Annotated in this window: 20 protein-coding genes; 12 read left to right on the plus strand and 8 right to left on the minus strand. The window is 65.8% G+C overall.

Annotation, left to right across the window (positions count from 1 at the left end; translation table 11 throughout):
• Positions 1 to 6: 6 nt before the first annotated feature.
• Positions 7 to 912 (minus strand): 4-hydroxy-tetrahydrodipicolinate synthase, encoded by a 906-nt coding sequence (gene dapA, locus BM449_RS07595; protein WP_071800728.1) that lies wholly within the window; start codon positions 910 to 912, stop codon positions 7 to 9.
• A complete protein-coding gene (locus BM449_RS07600) occupies positions 909 to 1997 on the minus strand; it encodes an aspartate-semialdehyde dehydrogenase (protein WP_071800729.1) in 1089 nt (362 codons plus the stop codon). The genes dapA and BM449_RS07600 overlap by 4 nt, the downstream gene beginning before the upstream one ends.
• A gap of 565 nt (positions 1998 to 2562) precedes the next feature.
• On the opposite strand from BM449_RS07600, the gene tig reads away from it, so the two are divergent.
• From tig to BM449_RS07625, 5 genes are all read left to right on the plus strand, one after another.
• Complete coding sequence (tig, locus tag BM449_RS07605; RefSeq protein WP_071800730.1) at positions 2563 to 3942, plus strand: trigger factor; 1380 nt, start codon at positions 2563 to 2565, stop codon at positions 3940 to 3942.
• A 47-nt stretch (positions 3943 to 3989) separates the two neighbouring features.
• Positions 3990 to 4712, plus strand: coding sequence for an ATP-dependent Clp endopeptidase proteolytic subunit ClpP (clpP, locus tag BM449_RS07610; protein ID WP_071800731.1), 723 nt, complete (start codon positions 3990 to 3992; stop codon positions 4710 to 4712).
• 81 nt (positions 4713 to 4793) lie between these two features.
• Positions 4794 to 6140 carry an ATP-dependent protease ATP-binding subunit ClpX gene (gene clpX / locus BM449_RS07615; RefSeq protein WP_071800732.1) on the plus strand — a complete coding sequence of 449 codons (1347 nt, stop codon included), beginning with the start codon at positions 4794 to 4796 and terminating at the stop codon, positions 6138 to 6140.
• Positions 6141 to 6158: 18 nt separating this feature from the next.
• Complete coding sequence (locus tag BM449_RS07620) at positions 6159 to 6836, plus strand: lecithin retinol acyltransferase family protein (protein WP_071800733.1); 678 nt, start codon at positions 6159 to 6161, stop codon at positions 6834 to 6836.
• Positions 6833 to 8620, plus strand: coding sequence for a DNA polymerase III subunit gamma/tau (locus tag BM449_RS07625; RefSeq protein WP_071800734.1), 1788 nt, complete (start codon positions 6833 to 6835; stop codon positions 8618 to 8620). Before BM449_RS07620 ends, BM449_RS07625 begins: the two co-directional genes overlap by 4 nt.
• Before the next feature lie 12 nt (positions 8621 to 8632).
• Here the strand turns inward: BM449_RS07625 and BM449_RS07630 are convergent, their stop codons facing one another.
• A complete protein-coding gene (locus BM449_RS07630; protein ID WP_071800735.1) occupies positions 8633 to 10006 on the minus strand; it encodes a glycosyltransferase family 2 protein in 1374 nt (457 codons plus the stop codon).
• A 109-nt stretch (positions 10007 to 10115) separates the two neighbouring features.
• On the minus strand, positions 10116 to 11675 hold the full coding sequence (locus BM449_RS07635; protein WP_083544461.1) for a SpoIID/LytB domain-containing protein: 1560 nt from the start codon (positions 11673 to 11675) through the stop codon (positions 10116 to 10118).
• A 107-nt stretch (positions 11676 to 11782) separates the two neighbouring features.
• Between BM449_RS07635 and rpmI the strand changes: the two genes are divergently transcribed.
• Genes rpmI through BM449_RS07650 form a run of 3 tightly spaced genes read left to right on the plus strand, consistent with a single transcriptional unit; the run spans position 11783 to position 13046 of the window.
• Positions 11783 to 11983 carry a 50S ribosomal protein L35 gene (gene rpmI, locus BM449_RS07640; protein ID WP_071800736.1) on the plus strand — a complete coding sequence of 67 codons (201 nt, stop codon included), beginning with the start codon at positions 11783 to 11785 and terminating at the stop codon, positions 11981 to 11983.
• Positions 11984 to 12015: 32 nt separating this feature from the next.
• Positions 12016 to 12363, plus strand: coding sequence for a 50S ribosomal protein L20 (gene rplT / locus BM449_RS07645; RefSeq protein WP_071800737.1), 348 nt, complete (start codon positions 12016 to 12018; stop codon positions 12361 to 12363).
• Between the two features lie 23 nt (positions 12364 to 12386).
• Positions 12387 to 13046 carry a tetratricopeptide repeat protein gene (locus BM449_RS07650; protein WP_083544462.1) on the plus strand — a complete coding sequence of 220 codons (660 nt, stop codon included), beginning with the start codon at positions 12387 to 12389 and terminating at the stop codon, positions 13044 to 13046.
• Positions 13047 to 13101: 55 nt separating this feature from the next.
• Here the strand turns inward: BM449_RS07650 and BM449_RS07655 are convergent, their stop codons facing one another.
• Complete coding sequence (locus tag BM449_RS07655; protein ID WP_071802080.1) at positions 13102 to 13659, minus strand: hypothetical protein; 558 nt, start codon at positions 13657 to 13659, stop codon at positions 13102 to 13104.
• Positions 13660 to 13915: 256 nt separating this feature from the next.
• Between BM449_RS07655 and BM449_RS07660 the strand changes: the two genes are divergently transcribed.
• The 4 genes from BM449_RS07660 to BM449_RS07675 all read left to right on the plus strand — a co-directional run bounded on the left by BM449_RS07660 (position 13916) and on the right by BM449_RS07675 (position 17403).
• A complete protein-coding gene (locus BM449_RS07660) occupies positions 13916 to 14713 on the plus strand; it encodes a thiazole synthase (protein ID WP_071800738.1) in 798 nt (265 codons plus the stop codon).
• Between the two features lie 72 nt (positions 14714 to 14785).
• On the plus strand, positions 14786 to 14953 hold the full coding sequence (locus BM449_RS07665) for a ssl1498 family light-harvesting-like protein (protein ID WP_071800739.1): 168 nt from the start codon (positions 14786 to 14788) through the stop codon (positions 14951 to 14953).
• Positions 14954 to 15037: 84 nt separating this feature from the next.
• Positions 15038 to 16234 carry an NAD-dependent epimerase/dehydratase family protein gene (locus tag BM449_RS07670; protein WP_071800740.1) on the plus strand — a complete coding sequence of 399 codons (1197 nt, stop codon included), beginning with the start codon at positions 15038 to 15040 and terminating at the stop codon, positions 16232 to 16234.
• A 35-nt stretch (positions 16235 to 16269) separates the two neighbouring features.
• Positions 16270 to 17403, plus strand: a complete 1134-nt coding sequence (locus BM449_RS07675; RefSeq protein ID WP_071802081.1) for a glycosyltransferase family 1 protein — start codon at positions 16270 to 16272, stop codon at positions 17401 to 17403.
• 16 nt (positions 17404 to 17419) lie between these two features.
• Here the strand turns inward: BM449_RS07675 and mrdA are convergent, their stop codons facing one another.
• The 3 genes from mrdA to BM449_RS07690 form a co-directional block, all read right to left on the minus strand.
• Positions 17420 to 19201, minus strand: a complete 1782-nt coding sequence (mrdA, locus tag BM449_RS07680) for a penicillin-binding protein 2 (protein WP_071800741.1) — start codon at positions 19199 to 19201, stop codon at positions 17420 to 17422.
• A gap of 5 nt (positions 19202 to 19206) precedes the next feature.
• A complete protein-coding gene (locus BM449_RS07685) occupies positions 19207 to 19596 on the minus strand; it encodes a hypothetical protein (protein WP_071800742.1) in 390 nt (129 codons plus the stop codon).
• A gap of 81 nt (positions 19597 to 19677) precedes the next feature.
• A complete protein-coding gene (locus BM449_RS07690; RefSeq protein WP_071800743.1) occupies positions 19678 to 20286 on the minus strand; it encodes a hypothetical protein in 609 nt (202 codons plus the stop codon).
• Positions 20287 to 20301: the final 15 nt, after the last annotated feature.

The following is a 20301-nucleotide window of genomic DNA, read 5'->3' on the forward strand; positions in this document are numbered from 1 at the left end:
ATCGCGTCAGGTAGGACGCAGGGCAGCCAGGGCGGTGGTCAGGCGGTCGCGCACGTCGCTGTCAGCGGAAACAAGGGGAAGCCGGGGGGCGCCGACGGCCCAGCCCTCAAGCTCCAGGGCGGCCTTGACGGGAATCGGATTGGTGCAGGAGAACAGGGCCCGGCAGAGGGGCAGCAGCTGATCGTGAATGGCCAGGGCGCCGGGATGGTCACCGCCCAGGAAGGTCTGGATCATCTGCTGGATCTGGCGCCCGACCAGATGGCTGGCCACGCTGACCACACCAACGGCTCCGACGGCCAGCATCGGCAGGGTGAGGGCGTCATCACCGCTGTAGACCGCCAGACGGGAGCCGCAATGCTGGCGCAGGCGGCTCACCTCATCGGTGCTGCCGCTGGCCGCCTTGAAGCTGACCACGTTGGGCAGGTCCATGAGGCGGGCGGCGGTTTCCGGCGCCAGGCTGCAGCCGGTCCGACCGGGGATGTTGTAGAGCATCACCGGCAAGGCTGGCGCCGCGGTGGCGATCGCCCGGAAATGGGCTTCGAGGCCGTCCTGGGGAGGCTTGTTGTAATAAGGAACCACCACCAGCGCCCCATCCGCCCCGTGGGCCTGGGCCTGGCGGATCGCCTCCACCGCTTCGCTGGTGCAGTTGCTGCCAGTGCCGGCGATCACATGGGCCCGATCAGCGACGGCGCGCTTGACGGTGGCAAGCAGTTGATGCTGCTCCTGCCAGCTGAGGGTGGGCGATTCACCCGTGGTGCCGGCGACCACCAGACCATCGGAGCCATGGCTCACCAGGTGTTCGGCCAGCCTGGCCGCCTGGGGCAGATCCACGGAACCATCGCTGGCGAAGGGGGTCACCATGGCGGTGATCACGCGCCCGAATGGAGCGGTGCTGGCGGCTATGGCACTCAAAGCACACCTCCGGCTACGGCTGAGTGGGCTGGGTGAGCGGCCTGGGCGGCTGGATGGAGCAACAGCTCGGCGATCTGGATCGCGTTGAGGGCAGCGCCCTTGCGGATCTGATCGCCGCAGAGCCAGAGCTCAAGGGCGTTGGGGTCGCTGAGGTCCTGACGGATCCTGCCGACCGCCACCGGGTCCCGCCCGGTGACATCGGTGGGCATCGGGAAGCGGTTGGTTTCAAAATCTTCGATCAGCTCGACGCCGGCCGCCGCCGCCAGGGCCGCGCGCGCCTCCTCCAAAGGGAAGGGCTCGGTGAAGGCGATGTTCACCGATTCGGAGTGGGCCCGCAACACCGGAACCCGAACGCAGGTGGCGGACAGCCGCAAGCCCGGCAAGCCGAGGATTTTGCGGGTTTCATGGAGCATTTTCAGCTCCTCCTCGCAGTAGCCGCTGGGCTGAAGCGGTGAGTTGTGCAAGAAGAGGTTGAACGCCAGGGAGTGGGGCAGCACGGTGCTCACCGCTTCGCCGCCATCAAGCACGGTGCGGCTGAGCTGGCGCAGCTCCTCCATGGCGCGGGCGCCGGCCCCACTCGCGGATTGATACGTGCTCACCACCACCCGCTCGATCGCCCGGTGGGCCTGCAGCGGAGCCAGGGCCAGGCAGAGCAGGATCGTGGTGCAATTCGGGTTGGCGATCAGGCCCCGATGGCGGATGGCAGCCAGCGGATTCACTTCCGGCACCACCAGCGGAACGTCTGGATCGAGGCGAAAGGCGCTGGAGTTGTCGATCACGATCGCCCCAGCGGCCATGGCCACAGCAGCCCATTCCCTGGAGATCGAACCGCCAGCCGAAGCCAGTACCAGATCGACACCGATGAACGATGCGGCGCTGACCGCCTGCACCGTCAGGGTCTCCCCGTTCCAGCAGATGGTTTGGCCAGCCGAGCGGGGCGAGGCCAGCAAACGCAGTTCGCGGATTGGAAAGTGGCGCTCGGCCAGCAGCTCCAGCAACTCCTGACCAACGGCGCCGGTGGCACCGAGGATCGCCACGGTCAGGGGACGGTCGGGGAGTTGGGAGGGAGGTGCGGCGGTGGTCAAGGGCAGCGGGGAATCGGTACGGAGGAGGGAGAAATCAGTGGGCTAGGGCCAGGCTGAGGGTTGCTGTTCGCGTCGCTCTGGTGCGTCAAGACCATGGACTCAACCAGGTTTGTGGCCCGATGCTTCCGCCTGATGAAGGGGGAATGGGGCTGGGAAGCCTGAGTTGAAAATCGAGAATGGCCGAAGCGCTGGTCGGTGGCTGAGCGGAGAAAAGGCTGTAAATTGAAGGTTGCGTTAGGTGCTGAGAAATGAAAAGAAAAAGCTGATCAACTGAGCGAGCATCCGATGAATCACAGGGCACTGACAGGCCTCTATGAATTCAGGCTTATTCAATCAAGCCTGCCCAGATCTGTCCCAGATCCGTGAAAAACCTTGCCGGTTTCAGTCACGTCGTCGTTCTTTAACCATAGTACCCAGAACTGCTTCTCTGTTGTCAAGATTCTGGGTTGTCAAGCCGCTGAGCGGTTGCCCGGCACGCCGATGGCAGAGCCCGGTTTGCAGAGCCTGTTGCATGGGTTTCTAGGATCAAAGGCTGTCCTGCATTGCCGGTCCGGCCGGTTCAGCCATGAGCTCCGCCCTGAAGGTCAAGACCAGCCCCCGTCCCGGCAGCCGCTTGGCGCTGGAGGTGGAGATCCCGGGCGGCCGCTCCAAGGCCAGCTACGAAGCAGCGGTGACCAAGCTCAGCCGCAGCGTGCGTCTGCCGGGCTTTCGCCAGGGCAAGGTGCCCCGTCCGGTGTTGCTGCAGCAGATCGGCCCCCTGCGCATCCGCGCCACGGCCCTCGAGGACCTGGTCGATAGCGTCTGGCGCGATGCCCTCGAGCAGGCAGCCATCGCTCCGCTCAGCCAGCCTGAATTGAGCGAGGGATTCGAGGCCCTGCTGGCCCGCTTCAGCCCCGGAGAGGAACTGACCCTCACCCTCGAACTCGACATCCAGCCCTCCCCCAGCCTGCGCACCACCAAGGGCCTGGTGGCGGAGGCCGAAGCTGTGGCCTACGACCCGGCCCGGATCGAGGAATTGATTGAACAGTCGCGGAAGCAGTTGGCCGCGCTGGTTCCTGTGGAAGATCGCCCCGCCGGCCGTGGTGACCAGGCCGTGGTCAGCTTCAGCGGCACCTATGTCGACAGCGGCGAAGCGATCGAAGGTGGCAGCGCCGACGACCTCGAAGTGGAACTCGAAGAGGGCCGGATGATCCCGGGTTTTGTCGAAGGGATCCTCGGGATGGCCCTGGGCGAGAACCGTGAGGTCAGCTGCCGCTTCCCCGACGACTACCCCCAGGAAGACGCGCGCGGCCGGGAAGCCTGTTTTGCCATGACCCTGAAGGATCTCAAGGCTCGCGAGCTGCCCGAGCTCGATGATGCCTTCGCCCAGCAGGCCAGCGAAAAGGCGACCCTCGCTGAGATGCGGGCCGATCTGGAACAGCGCCTTCGCGATGATTCCGAGCGCCGTTCGCGCAACAACCGCCACGAGGCCCTGCTCGCCGCCCTGGTGGAAGAGCTGGAGGTGGAGCTGCCGGAAACCCTGATCCAGCAGGAGATCCGTGCCTTGATCGAGCAGACCGCCAGTCAGGTGGCCCAGCAGGGCATGGACATCAAGAGCCTGTTCACCCCGGAGCTGGTCCGCAGCCTGATGGAAAGCTCGCGCCCGGAGGCCGAGCTGCGCCTGAAGCGCAACCTGGCGCTTGAGGCTCTGGCGACGGCAGAGCAGATCGAGGTCGAGGCCGGGGCGATCGACGCCAAGCTCAAGGAGGTCAGCAGTGGCCTCAAGCAGCAGGAAAGCATCGATCCGGCCCGGCTGCGCGCAGCCCTGGCTGAAGATCTGCTCCGCAACAAGCTGCTCGACTGGCTGGAGGAACACAGCACGGTTACGGAGAAAGCACCTGACCAGGCCGCTGACCAGGCCGCCGATGGGCCCGATGACGGTCAACCCGCCAGCGGCGAGGGCTGAGTCGGCCATAGATTGCAGCCTCCACCCGTTCCATTCGTGCCTGCCGCGTGATCAACGCCTCTCGCCCCCATCCGATCCGTAGCCAGTGGCAGGGACCCTTCCCTGCGGCGGTTTCAGGGGCTGCCCGCCCGCTTGCTCCCCAGGGCGCTCCCGGTGTGTTGCCCACCGTGGTGGAGCAGTCGGGCCGGGGAGAGCGGGCTTTTGATATTTATTCCCGGCTGTTGCGGGAGCGAATCATCTTCCTGGGTACTGGCATCGACGACGCCGTTGCCGATTCCCTGGTGGCGCAGCTCCTCTTTCTCGAAGCCGAAGACCCAGACAAGGACATTCAGATCTACATCAACTCACCGGGAGGTTCGGTCACCTCGGGTCTGGCCATCTACGACACCATGCAGCAAGTGGCCCCTGATGTGGTCACGATCTGCTATGGCCTGGCCGCCAGCATGGGGGCCTTCCTGCTGACCGGTGGAGCCAAGGGCAAGCGCCTGGCCCTTCCCAGCGCGCGGATCATGATCCACCAGCCGATGGGTGGTGCCCAGGGCCAGGCCGTCGATCTCGAAATCCAGGCCAGGGAAATCCTCTACCTCAAGGACACCTTGAACAGCCTGATGGCTGAACACACCGGCCAGCCACTGGCCAAGATTGCCGAAGACACCGATCGCGATTACTTTCTTTCTCCACCTGAAGCCGTCGCCTACGGCCTGATCGATCGTGTCGTGGATGACGAGACTCCAGCCGATGCCGAACAGGTGGGAGCCAGCCTGGCCTGAGCTCTACCGTTGCATCGACGCGATCGACATTCCCCCGCGCTTTCGCCGCAGCTTTCCCCTTCGCTCTGAAGCCTCCGCCTGATGGCCAAGTTCGACGCCTATCTGAAGTGTTCGTTCTGCGGCAAGTCCCAGGAGCAGGTGCGCAAGTTGATCGCCGGGCCCGGGGTCTACATCTGCGATGAATGCATCGATCTCTGTAACGAGATCCTTGATGAGGAACTTGTTGAGGTTCAGGGCGGTACCCGGCCCGCTGCGGATACGGCCCGCAAAGCCGCGCCGAAAAAAACCGCCAAGCCAGCTCCCACCCTGGCCACGATTCCCAAGCCCCTGCAGATCAAATCGTTTCTCGATGCCCAGGTGGTGGGCCAGGAGGAGGCCAAGAAAGTGCTCTCCGTGGCTGTCTACAACCACTACAAGCGCCTGGCCTGGCAGGGCGATGGCAATGGCGAGATCGATCGCACCGCCACCCGGCTGCACAAATCCAACATCTTGCTGATCGGCCCCACCGGCTGCGGCAAGACCCTGCTGGCCCAGACCCTGGCCGAACTGCTTGATGTGCCGTTTGCGGTGGCGGATGCCACCACGCTCACCGAAGCGGGCTACGTCGGTGAAGACGTGGAGAACATCCTGCTGCGGCTGTTGCAGAAGGCGGATATGGATGTGGACCAGGCCCAGCGCGGCATCATCTACATCGACGAGATCGACAAGATCGCCCGCAAGAGTGAAAACCCCTCGATCACCCGGGATGTCTCGGGTGAGGGGGTACAGCAGGCCCTGCTGAAGATGCTGGAGGGCACCGTCGCCAACGTGCCGCCCCAGGGGGGCCGCAAGCATCCCTACCAAGACTGCATCCAGATCGACACCAGCCAGATCCTGTTCATCTGTGGTGGTGCTTTCGTGGGTCTCGACGATGTGGTGCAGCGGCGGCTGGGCCGCAATTCGATCGGCTTCCTGCCCAACGACGGCCGCGCCCGCCACCGCAACCAGAAGGAACAGCAGGCGGCCCATGTGCTGCGCCACATGGAGCCCGAAGACCTGGTTCGCTACGGCCTGATTCCAGAGTTCATCGGCCGCTTGCCGGTCAGCGCGGTGCTTGAACCCCTCGATGTGCGCGCCCTCAAGGCGATCCTCACCGAGCCGCGCGATGCACTCGTCAAGCAGTTCCAGACCTTGCTGAGCATGGACAGTGTCCAGCTGGAGTTCGAGCCCGAGGCCGTCGAGGCGATTGCCCATGAGGCCCACCGGCGCCGTACCGGTGCCCGAGCCCTGCGCGGCATCATCGAAGATCTGATGCTCGACCTGATGTATGACCTCCCGACCAGCACCGATGTCAGCACCTTCACGGTTACCAGGGAGCTGGTCGAGCAGCGCGGCAAGGTCAAGGTGCTGCCCCATCCCAGTGTGATCAAGCAACAGGAGTCGGCCTGAGGCCGGAAGGACGCCGCCATGGCCGCCGCTGACCATCTGCAGGTGCCTCGCCAGCATGGTCTGTTCGACCATCACGGCATCGACCTGGGCGACGGCACTGTCGTCCACTACCTCGAAGGCAGCCAGATCCTGCGCAGTCCGCTCGAGCAGTTCCGCCGCGGCGAAGACGCCACCGTGGTGTCCTACGACCCGGCCGCCATCTCCCCTTCGGGCGTGACCCTCAGGCGGGCCATGGGCCGGCTCGGCGAGCAGCGCTACAACCTGGTGTTCAACAACTGCGAACACTTCGCGATCTGGTGCAAGACCGGCCACCACCGCAGCACCCAGGTGGAGGACTGGCTGCGCAACGGCAGCTTCGGCGCCCTCGCCATCGGCCAGTTCGTCCCAGCGGCCCTGCTGGTGGCCGTTCGTCTGCTCCTGCGCCAGGGCCTCTCGCTCGATAACGGCCGCGACCTGGCCCTGAAGAGCCTGGAGCAGCTCGATGGCCTGCGCCAGCGCCTGCAGCAGCGGCTTGAGCAGGAACTGGAGCAGGCGGAGCTGTGGTGGTCGAGCAAGAAAAGCGCCGACCAGTTCGGCAGGCTGCAGCTGCAGGCCCAGAACCTGGCCGACCAGCTCGCCACGGTGGAGGAGCTGGAAGGAAGGCTGCAGAAGCTGATCGGAGAGGGGACATCCGGCCCGGGACCCACCGCCCCATGAGCGAGGCCCGCGCCTATGAACCGCTGCACCAGAAGTACCGGCCGCAGCGGTTCGACCAGCTGGTTGGCCAGGAGGCGATTGCGGCCACGCTGCGTAACGCCCTGCTGCAGAACCGGATCGCCCCCGCCTACCTGTTCAGTGGCCCGCGGGGCACCGGCAAGACCTCCAGTGCCCGGATCCTGGCCCGTTCGCTGAATTGTGGCGCCAGCGCCGCCCCCACCCCGGAACCCTGCGGGGTCTGTGAGATCTGCCACTCGATCACCGCAGGCAACGCCCTCGATGTGATCGAGATCGACGCGGCCTCCAACACCGGCGTCGACAACATCCGCGAGCTGATCGAGCGTTCCCGTTTCGCACCGGTCCAGGCCCGCTGGAAGGTCTACGTGATCGACGAGTGCCACATGCTCTCGACCGCGGCCTTCAACGCCCTGCTCAAAACACTGGAGGAGCCGCCGCCCCGGGTGGTGTTCGTGCTGGCCACCACGGATCCGCAGCGCGTCCTGCCGACGATCCTCTCCCGTTGCCAGCGCTTCGATTTTCGCCGCATCCCGCTGGCGGCCCTGGAGGGCCACCTGCGCTACATCGCCGAGCAGGAGCAGATCGGCATCACCCCGGAGGCCCTGCAGGTGGTGGCGCAACGGGCCCAGGGAGGGCTGAGGGATGCGGAGAGCCTGCTCGACCAGCTCAGCCTGTTGCCGGCTCCGATCGAAGTCGGGGCGATCTGGGAGCTGCTCGGGGCCGTGCCGGAGCAGGAACTGCTCAACCTGGGCATGGCTCTGGCTGCCTTTGAGCCCCTGGAGCTGATCGAGGCCTGCCGCCTGCTGCTTGACCGCGGCCGCGAACCTTCCGCGGTGCTCCAGGGGCTGGCCTCCCTGTTGCGCGATCTGGTGTTGGCCGTAGCCGCCCCGGATCGGCCCGAACTGAGCAGCCTTTCCCCCCAGTACCGGCCCCAGCTGCTTGAGCTGGCCCAGCGGCTCAGCAGTGATCGGTTGCTGCGCTGGCAGAGCCAACTGAGGGGCAGCGAACAACAATTGCGCCAGAGCATCCAGCCGCGGCTCTGGCTGGAGGTGTTGCTGTTGGGGTTGCTGGCCGAACCAGCAGCCGTTGCCATCGCCAAGCCGGTACACCCAGCTCCCTCAACCGCCCCTCGCGTTCAGGCCGCCCCTCTGCCCGTCCCCCGATACGCCGCTCCTCCGCCCCTCGCCCCTGAACCCAGCCCTGATCCGCCGCCGCTTCCCGTTGGGGTGCCAGATGCGACCAGCCAGAACCTGGCTGAGTTGTGGCAGCAGATCCTTTCCTGCCTGGAGCTGCCTTCGACGCGCATGTTGTTGTCCCAGCAGGCGTCGCTGGCGCGGCTCGACAGCCAGCGGGCCGTGGTGCAGGTCAGCGGAAACTGGATCCCGATGGTGCAGAGCCGGTTACCCCTGCTGGAGAAAGCACTGCTGAGTGCGCTGGGCAGCCCGCGCCAGCTGCTGCTGGAAAGCCACCAGGGCCCTGCAGTCCAACCTGTGGCCCCGAGTCCAAGTGCTCCGGCTGTCCCAGCTGCGATCCCCAGGGCCCCAGCGGTTCAACCTGTGGCGCCCGTTGCAGCATCGCCTGCGCCCCAAGCCCCTAGTCCCGCTGCTGCTCTGGCTCCCACGGCCCCAGCTCCGACGGCCCCGGAACCCCAGCGGATCGCGCAACCGCTTGAAGAGCAGGCCCGCCGGCTGGCGGAGTTCTTCAACGGAGAGGTGGTCAGCCTGATCGAGGAACCTGGGAGTGAGGGCGAAACTCTTGCCGAGTAAGTCAGCAGCCGACTAGGACACCTGGGTGGTCAGATCGGGATCGCCGGGCAGGGCGTCGTCGTCGTCGGGATCGTCATGGAAGACGCCGAGATGGAGGGTCTTGGCCCAGACCAGTCGCTTCGGCAAGAGGGCCATGCGCAGCGCCACCCAGGGGATCACCACGAACCAGTGGGCCAGATAGCCCATGCCCAGGGCGATGGAGAACGGGTTCATCGGCGGCAGGGCAGGCCCCTCGGCTGAACGGCGGCAACCGATCACCATGGCCCCGCCCGTCAGTCCTGATGCCACGAAGGTCAGGGGCCAGATGGCTGGCTGGGAGCGGGTCAGCAGGGCGGTGAACAGATCGAACGCTCCAATCACCGGCAAGGCGTACTGGATGAAAAAGAAGACACCGAGATCCAAGCGCTTGCGCAGCGATAGGCGGGAGGAGGTAAGGCCTGGCCAGTAATCGAAGAAGCGCTGCAGCCCCCCTTCGGCCCAGCGCTGCCGTTGTCTCCAGAGCGAGGGCAGGGTCAGAACCGCCTCTTCCTCCACTGGCGGATTCCACAGCATTCCAACCGGATGCCCAGCCAGCAGCAGGCGGAAGCTGAGGTCAAGGTCATCGGTAACGGTCTCTTCGTTGAATCCACCGCAAGCCGCGAGCGCGTCACGGCGGAGCAGCTGGCCATTGCCGCGCAGCTCAGCGATTCCGCCGGCAAGCAAGCGCCCCTCCTGGATCCCAGCGTCGAGAGCCATTTCCATGGCCTGGCCCCGGGTGAGCAGGTTGCGCTCGGTGTTCACCACCGCCTTGCGCAACTGAACCGCCGACCAACGGCCGGTTTCGGCATGGGCCACCAGCCGCTGGAGCAGATCGGCCTGCAGCCCGGCATCGGCATCGAGCACCAGCATCCAGCGGCCCTGAAGGCGGTCGAGAACGGTGTTGAGCGCCCCTGATTTGCCGCCGCCCGCCTCGCGGCTGCGCCGGATCACGGTGAGCTGGGGTGTCTGACGCTCAAGATCGGCCAGCAGCCCTGCCGTGCGGTCTTCACTGCCGTCATCGACCACCCACAGCCTCAGGCAGTTGGGCGGATAGTCCAAACGGCAGACCCGCTGCACCAGCCGCACGATCACCGCTTCTTCGTCCCGGGCGGCCACCACCACATCCACCTCGGGCCAGACCTGATCACCACCAGGCCAGGGCGAGGGGGGATCCGGCGTCGTTGACGACGGACCGCGCCAGAGGGACTGAAAGACGGTGCGCGCCAGGTAGGTGGCCATCAGCAAGCTGACGCTGATCGCCGGCAGCAGCATGCGGGGTGGCTCAAGCCAGTGGGGAGCTACCCCGGCCCAGCCGCAGAGGATCACAAACACGGCCGCCTTGCCCCTTCGCCGCCCTGGGGCGGCCATGGCCTTCGCTGTGCCTGTCACGACGACCTCTGCAGCTTCAAGACATCACCTTCAAGAACGTGCCCTCCAGGGCCTGGATCCGTGGACGTTGAACGGTGTGGTTTCAATTCTAGAGGTCACCGCCAAAGGAGCTGATCGGCCTTAGATCCGTGCCCGGGTAGTAGTGCTCGAGGATGCGCGTCAGGCTCCAGCCCCGTGCCGCCAGATCGATGGCTCCAGCCTGGGACAACCCAGCCCCATGGCCAAAGCCGCCTCCGACGAATCGCCAGGCACCGGCACCATCAGGAACCAGCTCGAACAGGGTGCTGGGCAGTTGGCGGAAGGTGCGACGGATCGCATCGAGCCGCAGAACCCGCTCCCCGGCGCTGCCCTCGACGGCCAGTGCCACCACCCGCCCGCTCGGCCCCCGCTCCAAGACCTTGAGCCGCAGGGGGGTGCCAATGCTGGGGCCGCCGCTGCGAGCTAAATCCTGGCCAATCTGGGCGCCAGTGAGCCTTCGTTGCCAGCGGAAACGGGGGTGGTCGGCGCCATAGGCGCTGCCGCCCTGGCTCAGGAGTCCGGGCAGCAGGGTCGCTGGCAGAGGGACGGCGAAGCGTTGGGCAAAGGCGCTCGGCCCATCCGGACGGGCCTGCAGATAGGGGCGGGCCTCGCCGCTCCAGACCTCCTCGAACCCAGCGGAGATGCCGCCATTGGTGGCGTGATACACCGCGTGAATCGGTTCGTTCCCAAAGCTGAGTACCTGGCCCTGGGTGGCCTGAATGGCCCCACGCACGGCAGCGCCGGCCTGGCGGGGATCGGCATAGACCTGGCACTGGGTGTCAGCGCAGAGGTGGTAGCCATCGGTGGCGAAGCGGTGGCGGTTGCGCAAGGCCCAGGTGCGTGCCAGCACCGCCTGGGCCGCCAGGGCCGCCGCTGGCGAGCGGGCGCCAATTTCGTGGGGAACCACCCCGAGCAGGTAGCGCTCGATCGGCACCTGCTCGATCAGGCTCCAGCCGCCGTAGGCGTTCGCCTGGAGGCGGAACGGTCCTTGGAACACCCCGCCGTCCCAGCGCAGCCCACCGGGAGCGCTGACCTGAATCGGACCCTCCAGCAGCGCGCCCGCCGGGGTTTCGAGCGTCAGACGGCTGTTCAGCACCTGCCTCTGCTCGCGGGCCGTGAACCCTTGCGGAGCGGTCGATCCCAGCGGTGCCCACACCTCAAATTCCCTGGGGAAGGCGACCTGGGCTGGCACACCGAGTGCTTGCCAGGCCGTGGCCGCCTGCTCGGCACTCTCGAAGCTGGCGAACGGCCCCAGCACACTGCGCTCCAGGGGCAGCGGTTCGGCGAGGGGCCGCTCCCGCCAGCGCAGGGTCAGGCTGGCCGCGCTGCTGCTCTGCCCGGAGGCATCGGTGAGGGTCACAGCTCCACTGGCCGCCTGCAGCACCAGCGGAGCTGCAGGGCCCAGCCTTGAGGCCAGACCAATCCAGAGCACGGGATTGTTTCCGTTCAGTGGCGGCGGCGGCTGGGTCGGCCAGTGCAGCGCCACTGGAGCGGACGCGGCACGGCACCCCGCCGCCATCGACAGCGAAGCACCGAGACCCAGCAAGGCGGCCGCTAGGCGTTGCTTGGAAAGGAAGTGCCTGGAAGGGCGGTGACTGGAGCGGGCCTGAAGCAGGGTCAGGTGAGGCATGGGCGGCAGCAAGGCGGCAGGGGTTCAGAAAGGACAGGGAAGCAGGGGGGAGTTGGCGGAAGGCGCTTCCACGTCGTACTTTGGTTGTTTGTGGTTGGGCGGAAGAGATGCCGAAACTCAAGACCCGCAGAGCTGCGGCCAAGCGCTTCAGGCTCAGCGGTAACGGGAAATTCATGCGCCGCCGCGCTTTCCACAATCACCTGCTTGATCACAAGAGCCCGAAACGCAAGCGCTATCTCGGCACGATGGCTGTCGTCGACGAGCGCGATGTGGACAACGTGAGGGGCATGCTCCCTTACGCCAACTGATCGACCACCCCATTCACTCCCGAAACTGATCCATGGCTCGCGTCAAGAGGGGCAACGTTGCCCGCAAGCGCCGCATCAAGGTTTTAAGACTGGCCCGCGGCTTTCAGGGCAGCGGCAGCAAGTTGTTCCGTACCGCCAACCAGCGGGTGATGAAGGCCCTGTGCAATGCCTACAGGGATCGCCGCCGCCGCAAGCGTGACTTCCGCCGCCTCTGGATTGCCCGCATCAATGCGGCGGCACGCCTGAATGGCCTCAGCTACAGCCGCCTGATCGGTGGGCTCAAGCGGGCCGATGTGCAGCTGAACCGCAAGATGTTGGCCCAGCTGGCTGTGGCCGATCCCGCCAGCTTCGCCAGTGTCGTTGGCGCAGCCAATCGCTGATTCACCCTGAACCGGGAGGCCCCATGGACATGCTCCTGCCTCAGGCTTACCTGATTGGACTGATCGTCCTGTTGGGTGCCGCTGCTGTGCTGATCGGCTTCCAGTTGGTGCGGGTGCGCCGGGATGAAGCCACCCTCTCCCGGCTGGAAGGGAAAGGAAAGGAAGCGAGCCAGGATCCGGCCACTCTCTATGAACTGGCTTCGGTGCAACTGCGCAAGCGGATGTATGCCCAGGCCGTCGCCTCCTTGCAACTGGCCCTGAAGCGCTCAGCCGGTGAGCCCGATGAGGCCCAGGCCCTGATGCAGAACGCTCTGGGCTTCTCACTGGCCGCCCAGAACAACTTCAGTACGGCCACCCGTCACTACAAGGCGGCCCTGCAGGCCAAGCCTGATTATCCCGTTGCGCTCAATAACCTGGGCTATGCCCTTGAGCGTCAGAGCAAACCGGACGAGGCGCGGCAGGCGTACCAGCAGGCTCTTGTTCTCGACCCCGGCAACAAAACAACGGCCAAACGACTCAAACTGCTTGATCGCCGCAACCCTCAGGACGCTGTCGATCCCGCTCCCAGCAGTGGGGCAGGCATGAAGAAGGCGTCGTCAGTTGTGAGCAAACCATCGCCATCCTCGGCGAAGAAACGCAAACCGCCTTCTGGAAAGCCGCCGTCTGGCAAGAAAGTGGCCTGACGTCTTCAGGAATTGCCTGCGGATTCAGAAGAGCTCTGCGGAACCTTGCTTCGCCTCACCACAGACCTCGGATCGCTCCAGGAGATTGGTTGCCCAGCGGCGCTTGGTTGGCTGGTCCAGCCCCTTGCAGTGGTGACAGCACCAGCCGTCCGCCGGGATTGGTCAGCCTGGGTGCATTCCAGCCGCTCAAGCTCAACCCCTCCAGGCCGAGAAAGTCACCACCGGGCTCCAGGCCGGTGCTGAGATTGTCGATCAGGGGCAGCAGCTCAAATTGATCCGACTTGGCATTGAGATTGCCCTGCACGGCCGTCGTGACGGATCCGATCGTCATCGCGCCGCGCAGATCAACGATCTGCCCGATGGCGGTGAGCGTGTCGAGCCGCAGCTCCACCGGCACAGGGGTGGCCGAGCCGAAAGCCTGATAACTGCCCCCCCAGCGGCGGGGTAGTTGCTCAACCAGTTGCAGGGCGCGGAGGCTGGGATCGAAGGTTTCAACCGAGCCGAAGTCAGTTTGGAACGATTCGACCGTGTTGGGATTCGGCGGGTTGAAGGGCACCATCGAGCCGATCGGAACCGGCGTGGCGGCGAGCAGCAGCGGAAGGACCAGGGACAAGGGGCTGACCAAGCTTTGATCAAGATTAAGGGCCAGCGCCAAGGTCAGCTGCGCTGATGAAGCCACGCGCTGCCGGAGCAGCTGCCTGAGGCCCGGTGGCCTGATCCCGATGGACCCCGCCCACGCCTGCGACCTTAAAGTTGCTGATTCATCCGCAGCGGCAACCGTGGCCGAATCGGAAATCCTGGCTAGACGCGAAGCAGTTGCTGTGCCGGAAACAGTGTCTGCAACGGATCCAGCCGCATGCGACAGCCTGATGATCGGTGGCCGGCGCTTCGGCAGCCGGCTGATGACCGGAACCGGCAAGTACCCCAGCCTCAGCGTCATGCGGGCCAGCCTGGCGGCGAGCCGCTGCGAGATCGTCACCGTGGCGGTGCGCCGGGTGCAGAGCTCAGCTCCGGGCCATGGCGGCTTGATCGAGGCCATCGACTGGAGTGCGATCTGGATGTTGCCCAACACCGCAGGCTGTGCCACCGCCGAAGAGGCCGTGCGGGTGGCGCGGCTCGGCCGGGAGCTGGCCAGGCTGGTCGGTCAGGAAGATAACAACTTTGTGAAGCTGGAGGTGATCCCGGAGGGGCGCCACTTGCTCCCCGATCCCTTCGGCACGCTCCAGGCGGCCGAGCAGCTTGTGGCCGAGGGCTTCACCGTGCTCCCGTACATCAATGCCGATCCGCTTCTGGCCAAACGGCTTGAAGAGGCCGGTTGTGCCACGGTCATGCCGCTGGCCTCACCGATCGGCTCCGCCCAGGGGATCCGCAATGCCGCCAATATCGCCCTGATCATCGAAAGCGCCGGGGTTCCGGTGGTGGTGGATGCGGGCATCGGCGTTCCCAGCGAAGCGGCCCAGGCCATGGAGATGGGTGCCGATGCCCTGTTGATCAACAGCGCCATCGCCCTGGCCGGTGACCCTGCCGCGATGGCTGAGGCCATGGCCATGGCCACAGAGGCTGGTCGGATCGCCTGGCGGGCTGGCCGCTTGCCCTTGCGCCAGGAGGCTCGGGCCAGTTCTCCCGTTCAGGGGCTGGTCGGCCAGGCGGGCGGGCGGAGCGCATGAACTTCCCCCCGAGCATGCCGATCCGCCAACGACGCGTGCTTACTCTTGCCCTCTCTTCAGGGGGGTTCTGCGATGTCGGTGACACGGGAAGACGGCGGCCGCCTGAATGCCTTTGCCAAGGAGCCCCCGATCCAGGTGGTGGTCCCCGGTGGTGGCCTCAGCCGCCCCACGCTCCTGTTGCTGATCGGTGGGTCCTTGCTGGTGCTGGCGATGCTGGCTGTGGCTGTGGGGATCAGCTGAACGGGCCGGGCCCCGGCGGAGGCGCTGAATGCCTGTAGTAGCTTGCCAACAGGGAGCATTCGCTCGTTCAGCAGGAGTTCAGACGTGAAGGTTCTCGTTCTCGGTGGCGATGGCTTCTGCGGCTGGCCGTGCGCGGTGAATCTGGCCGATGGCGGCCACGAGGTGGTGATCGTCGACAATCTCAGCCGTCGCAAGATCGACATCGATCTCGGCGTTGAGTCGCTCACCCCGATCGCCAACCTGCAGGACCGCCTGCGGGCCTGGGAGGAAACCGGCGGCCAGCCCATTCGCTTTGTGCCGCTCGACATCGCCCAGAACTACGAGGGCCTGCTGGAGTTGCTGCGCCAGGAGCGGCCCGAAGCGGTGGTGCATTTCGCCGAGCAGCGCGCCGCGCCTTACTCGATGAAATCCAGCGCCACCAAGCGCTATACCGTCGACAACAACGTCAACGGCACCCACAACCTGCTCTGCGCCATCGTCGAGAGCGGCCTGGATGTGCACATTGTCCACCTCGGCACGATGGGGGTGTACGGCTACGGCTCCCACCGCGGCGCCACGATTCCCGAGGGCTACCTCACCGTTGAGGTTCCCCAGCCCGATGGCACCCGGTTCCGCGAGAAGATTCTCCACCCCACCGATCCGGGCAGCGTCTATCACATGACCAAGACGCTCGACCAATTGCTGTTCTTCTATTACAACAAGAACGACAACATCCGTGTCACCGATCTCCATCAGGGGATCGTCTGGGGCACCAATACCGATCTCACTGACCGCGATCCCCGGCTGGTCAACCGCTTCGATTACGACGGCGACTACGGCACGGTGCTCAACCGTTTCCTGATGCAGGCCGCGATCGGCTATCCGCTCACCGTCCACGGCACCGGTGGTCAGACCCGCGCCTTCATTCACATCCGCGATTCAGTCAAGTGTGTGGAGCTGGCCGTCGCCAACCCGCCCAAATCTGGCGAAAAGGTCCGGATCTACAACCAGATGACCGAAAGCCACAAGGTCAAGGATCTGGCCGAGAAGGTGGCCGCCGTCACCGGCGCCAAGGTGAGCCATCTGCCCAACCCACGCAAGGAAGCGATCGAGAACGATCTGATCGTCGATAACCGCTGCCTGATTGAGCTGGGCCTCAAACCCACCACCCTGGAAGATGGTCTGCTGGCCGAAGTGGTCGATGTGGCCCGCCGCTGGGCTGACCGCTGCGATCGCTCCCGAATCCCCTGCGTTTCCGCCTGGACCTCCTCCCAGGCGCTGGCCGTCGAGGCCAAGGTCTGAACCCGCCAAGACCTCACCTGGACATGCGGCCCCCCTTGAAGATCGTCTTTTTCACCGAAACCTTCCTGCCCAAGGTCGACGGGATCGTCACCAGGCTCACCAAGACGGTCGAGCATCTGGTGGCGGCGGGCGAGGACGTGCTGGTGTTCTGCCCTGAAGGGGGTCCAGACACCTACATGGGCGCCCGGGTGATCGGCGTTCCGGCCATGCCCCTGCCGCTCTACCCCGAGCTCAAACTGGCGCTGCCACGGCCGGCGGTTGCCGAAGCCCTGGAGGCGTTCGCGCCGGATCTGGTCCATGTCGTCAATCCAGCCGTCCTCGGGCTGGGCGGCATCTGGCTGGCCAAGTCGCGCCAGATCCCTCTGGTGGCCAGCTATCACACCCATCTGCCCAAGTACCTCGAGCACTACGGCGTCGGCCTGCTGGAGCCCTTGCTCTGGGAACTGCTCAAAGCCGCCCACAACCAGGCCGAGCTCAACCTCTGCACCTCCACGGCGATGGTTGAGGAGCTCAGCCAGCGGGGCATCCAGCACACCGCCCTCTGGCAGCGGGGCGTTGACACCGAACTGTTCCGGCCGGAGCTGCGCAATCCCGGCATGCGCCGCACCCTAATGGGGCAGCACGCCGACAGTGACAGCCTGCTGCTCTATGTCGGCCGACTCTCGGCCGAAAAACAGATCGAGCGGATTCGGCCCGTGCTCGATGCCATGCCCCAGGCCCGTCTGGCGCTAGTCGGTGACGGCCCCCATCGCCAACAGCTCGAAAAGGTGTTTGCCGGCAGCGCCACCACGTTCCTCGGCTACATGGCCGGTGAAGAGCTGGCCAGCGCCTATGCCAGTGCCGATGCTTTCCTGTTCCCCTCCAGCACCGAAACCCTGGGGCTGGTGCTGCTGGAGGCCATGGCGGCGGGTTGCCCGGTGGTGGGCGCCAACCGCGGCGGCATCCCGGACATCGTTACCGATGGGGTCAACGGTTGTCTCTATGACCCCGATGAGCCCAGCAGCCTGGCGTCGGCAACAGCCCGCCTGCTGGCCAGCCCGCAGCGTCGCGAGGAATTGCGGCTGGCCGCCCGCTCAGAAGCGGAGCGCTGGGGCTGGGCGGCCGCCACCGACCAGCTGCGCGGCTTCTACCGGCAGGTTTCCAGGCCGAAGCTGCAGTTGGTGGGCTGATCGGCGGCTGGCCCGATCAGTTGCTGGCAGGCGTTAGTGGGCGGATTTCGTTGCTGGGCGGTGTGGACTTGAACCAGGTGGTCATCAGGGCCTTGACCATCGGCGCCGCCACGGTGCCCCCGTAGCCCCCACTGTTTTCCCCGAAGGCAATGATCACCAGTTCGGGCTTGTCGGCCGGCGCATAGCCGCCGAACCAGGAGTGGTCCTGCCGGGGTGGGTCTTCGGCGGTGCCGGTTTTGCCTGCCACCGGCGGCAGGCCGGGGATGTTCAGCAGGGTGGCGGTGCCGCTGGTGACCACCTGACGCAGGCTTTGTCGCAGCACCTTCAAGGTGGAGGGCTTGAGCCCCAGGTTCTCGCGAGAGCTTGGACCCTCCACCAGATGGGGCGTGACCAGCCAGCCGCCGTTGGCGATCGCGGCGTAGAGACGGGCCATCTGCAACGGTGTCACCGAGACCGCGCCCTGGCCGATCGAGGAGGTGATCGTGTCAACGGAGGTCCACCTCTCCTTGAGCGTCTCCAGCTTCCAGGCGGGATCCCCCAGCAGGCCAGCGCTCTCCTCCTCATCGAGCTCGATCCCGGTGGGGCTGCCGAAGCCCAGCCGCCGGGCGGCCTTGAACAGGTCTTCGGCCCCCAGTTGCAGGCTGAGCCGGTAAAAGAAGCTGTTGCTGCTCACGGCCATGGCAAAGGCGAAGCCGATGCTGCCGTAACTACCGTGATCGGCATAGCACTGGCCGTCAAAGCAGAAAGACTTGGAGGTGAGAATCTTGGAGTCGGGGTGGAAGCGACCCGATTCCAGCGCGGCCAGGGCCGTGATCACCTTGAAGGTGCTGGCGGGCGGAAAGGCCCGCAGCACCCGGTTCAGCATGGGCGCTTCGGGTCTGTTGAGTTCGTTCCACTCGGCGGTGGTCGGACCCTTCGAGAACATGTTGGGATCAAAGTTCGGGCGACTGGCCATCGCCAGGATGGCTCCGGTCTGGGGATCCATCGCCACGATCGCCCCCTTTTTCACCCCATCGAGGGCCTTCTCCGCAGCCCGTTGCAGTTCCAGATCCAGGGTGAGATTGAGATCCTTCCCGGATCGGGCCTGCTTGTCGCCCAGCACCCGCTGCACCTCCCCTGCCGCATTCACCTCCAGCTGCTGACCGCCCCACTCACCACGCAGGTGGGACTCGAACACCCGCTCCAGGCCGCTGCGGCCGATGCGGTCCTGAACCCGGTAGCCCTCGCGGGCCAGGCGGCCGTATTCCTCCTCGTTGATGCTGCTGGTGTAGCCGAGCAGATGGGACGCCAGCGTTCCATTCGGGTAGGAACGCAGGTAGTCGACGTCGATGTTGATGCCGTCGAAGGCGGTTCCCTGCTCCTTGAAACGCAGCACCTGGACGCTGCTGAGTGGTCCGGCCAGCGGAATTCGATAGCCGTCGCCGCTACCGGCGTTGCGCCGCTTCTGCTCCAGCTCGCCGACGGACACATCCAGCACGGCGGCGAGCCGATCGCGCAGCGATAGCCAGCGTTCCTCGGTGACCACCCGGGGTAGGAGGTAGAGGTTGTAGCTGAGGAGGTTGGTGGCCAGCACCTCGCCGTTGCGATCCAGCAGGCGGCCCCGCATCGGGTGGCGGGGCAGCAGCCGGATCCGGTTCTGATCGGCCATCTCCCGGTTCTCCTGGCCGTGGACCAGCTGGAGCCAGGCCAAGCGGCCGCCGATCGCTGTGGCGACCAGAAGAACCAGGCCCAGCAGCCAGGCCGGTTGGTGGCGCATCCCCGCCTGGCGTGACCCGCCAGCCAGCAAGCCGATGGCCATGGCCTTCAGGCCTCAAGCCGTTGATCCAGCAAGGCCAGCCGTGCGGTGATCCCGGCCAGCGCCCCGTGCAGGGCTTCACGATCGGCGTTGAGGTCGCCCTCGCCCGGGCCGGCTGGGCTGGTGGTCACCGCTTCACTGACTGGGATGTCACGCACCTCCACCTTCATCACCGGATTTCCCAATCCCGGCTGGATCTGATCGAGGCTCTCGCGCACGGCCTGTGCGGCGGGATCTCCCTCCTGTTTGAGCCGGGCGAGGGGATCGGTCGAACCGGTGAAGGCATCCACCACCTGGCGGGGGCCGCCACGGCGGGCCCGCTCGACGACAGCCATTCCCACCGGCAGCAGATCCTGCATCAAGGAGAGCCTCAGGGCATCGAGGGGATCAGTGGCCATGGCACGGGCAGCAGCGCGGCGCAGCAGGAAGAATGTCCTGTTGCAGATGTCCCAGTTTGCCGCCCTTCGGACCTGGGCTGCTCAGAGATTGCGTTCAATTCCTGGCTGGACCAGTCCGGGCCGGCAGAATTGCCTCGATCCCAGCCAGGATCCGGCCAGTGCCGAGAGCACCAGCAGGGTGGTGAGGGGCAGCAGGGCCTGGCGGGTTGTGTCCAGACCCAGCCATTCGCCCCAGCCACGCAACCAGCGCTCCCGATCAAAGCGACGCCGCTCCCTGCGTTCACCCTTGAGCCGTCGCCCCAAGGCCTTCTCCACCCAACGCTCGAAGGAGCGCTTCTTGGTGACCGCCATCTTGCGCTCCACCTCGAGCAGATGGCCGGCACTCAGATCGGGGTTGAAGGTGCTGATCAGCTCGAGGGTCTTGAGAAACATCTCAACGGCCCCGTCCTTGAGTTGCCGTTCCTGATCGGACAACTCATCCCAGAGCAGTTCGGGGTAGAAACGGCTGCGGTTGGCCTGGATCTGCTCCTCCGGGAGCTGACCTGGCTCGCGCAGCCAGCGGTCGGTATTGGCGTCGAAGCGCCTCCAATAGAGAAAGGGATTCAGGAAGATCGTCTTGGCGCCGAGCTGGATGCTGTCCTGCTGCAGGCGGCGCTGCAGCTGGGGATCCGGCTGGGTGGCGACGGTCACGGGAATCACGCTGGT

This window comes from Synechococcus sp. SynAce01 (genome assembly GCF_001885215.1).
Taxonomy (GTDB): Bacteria; Cyanobacteriota; Cyanobacteriia; order PCC-6307; family Cyanobiaceae; genus Regnicoccus; species Regnicoccus frigidus.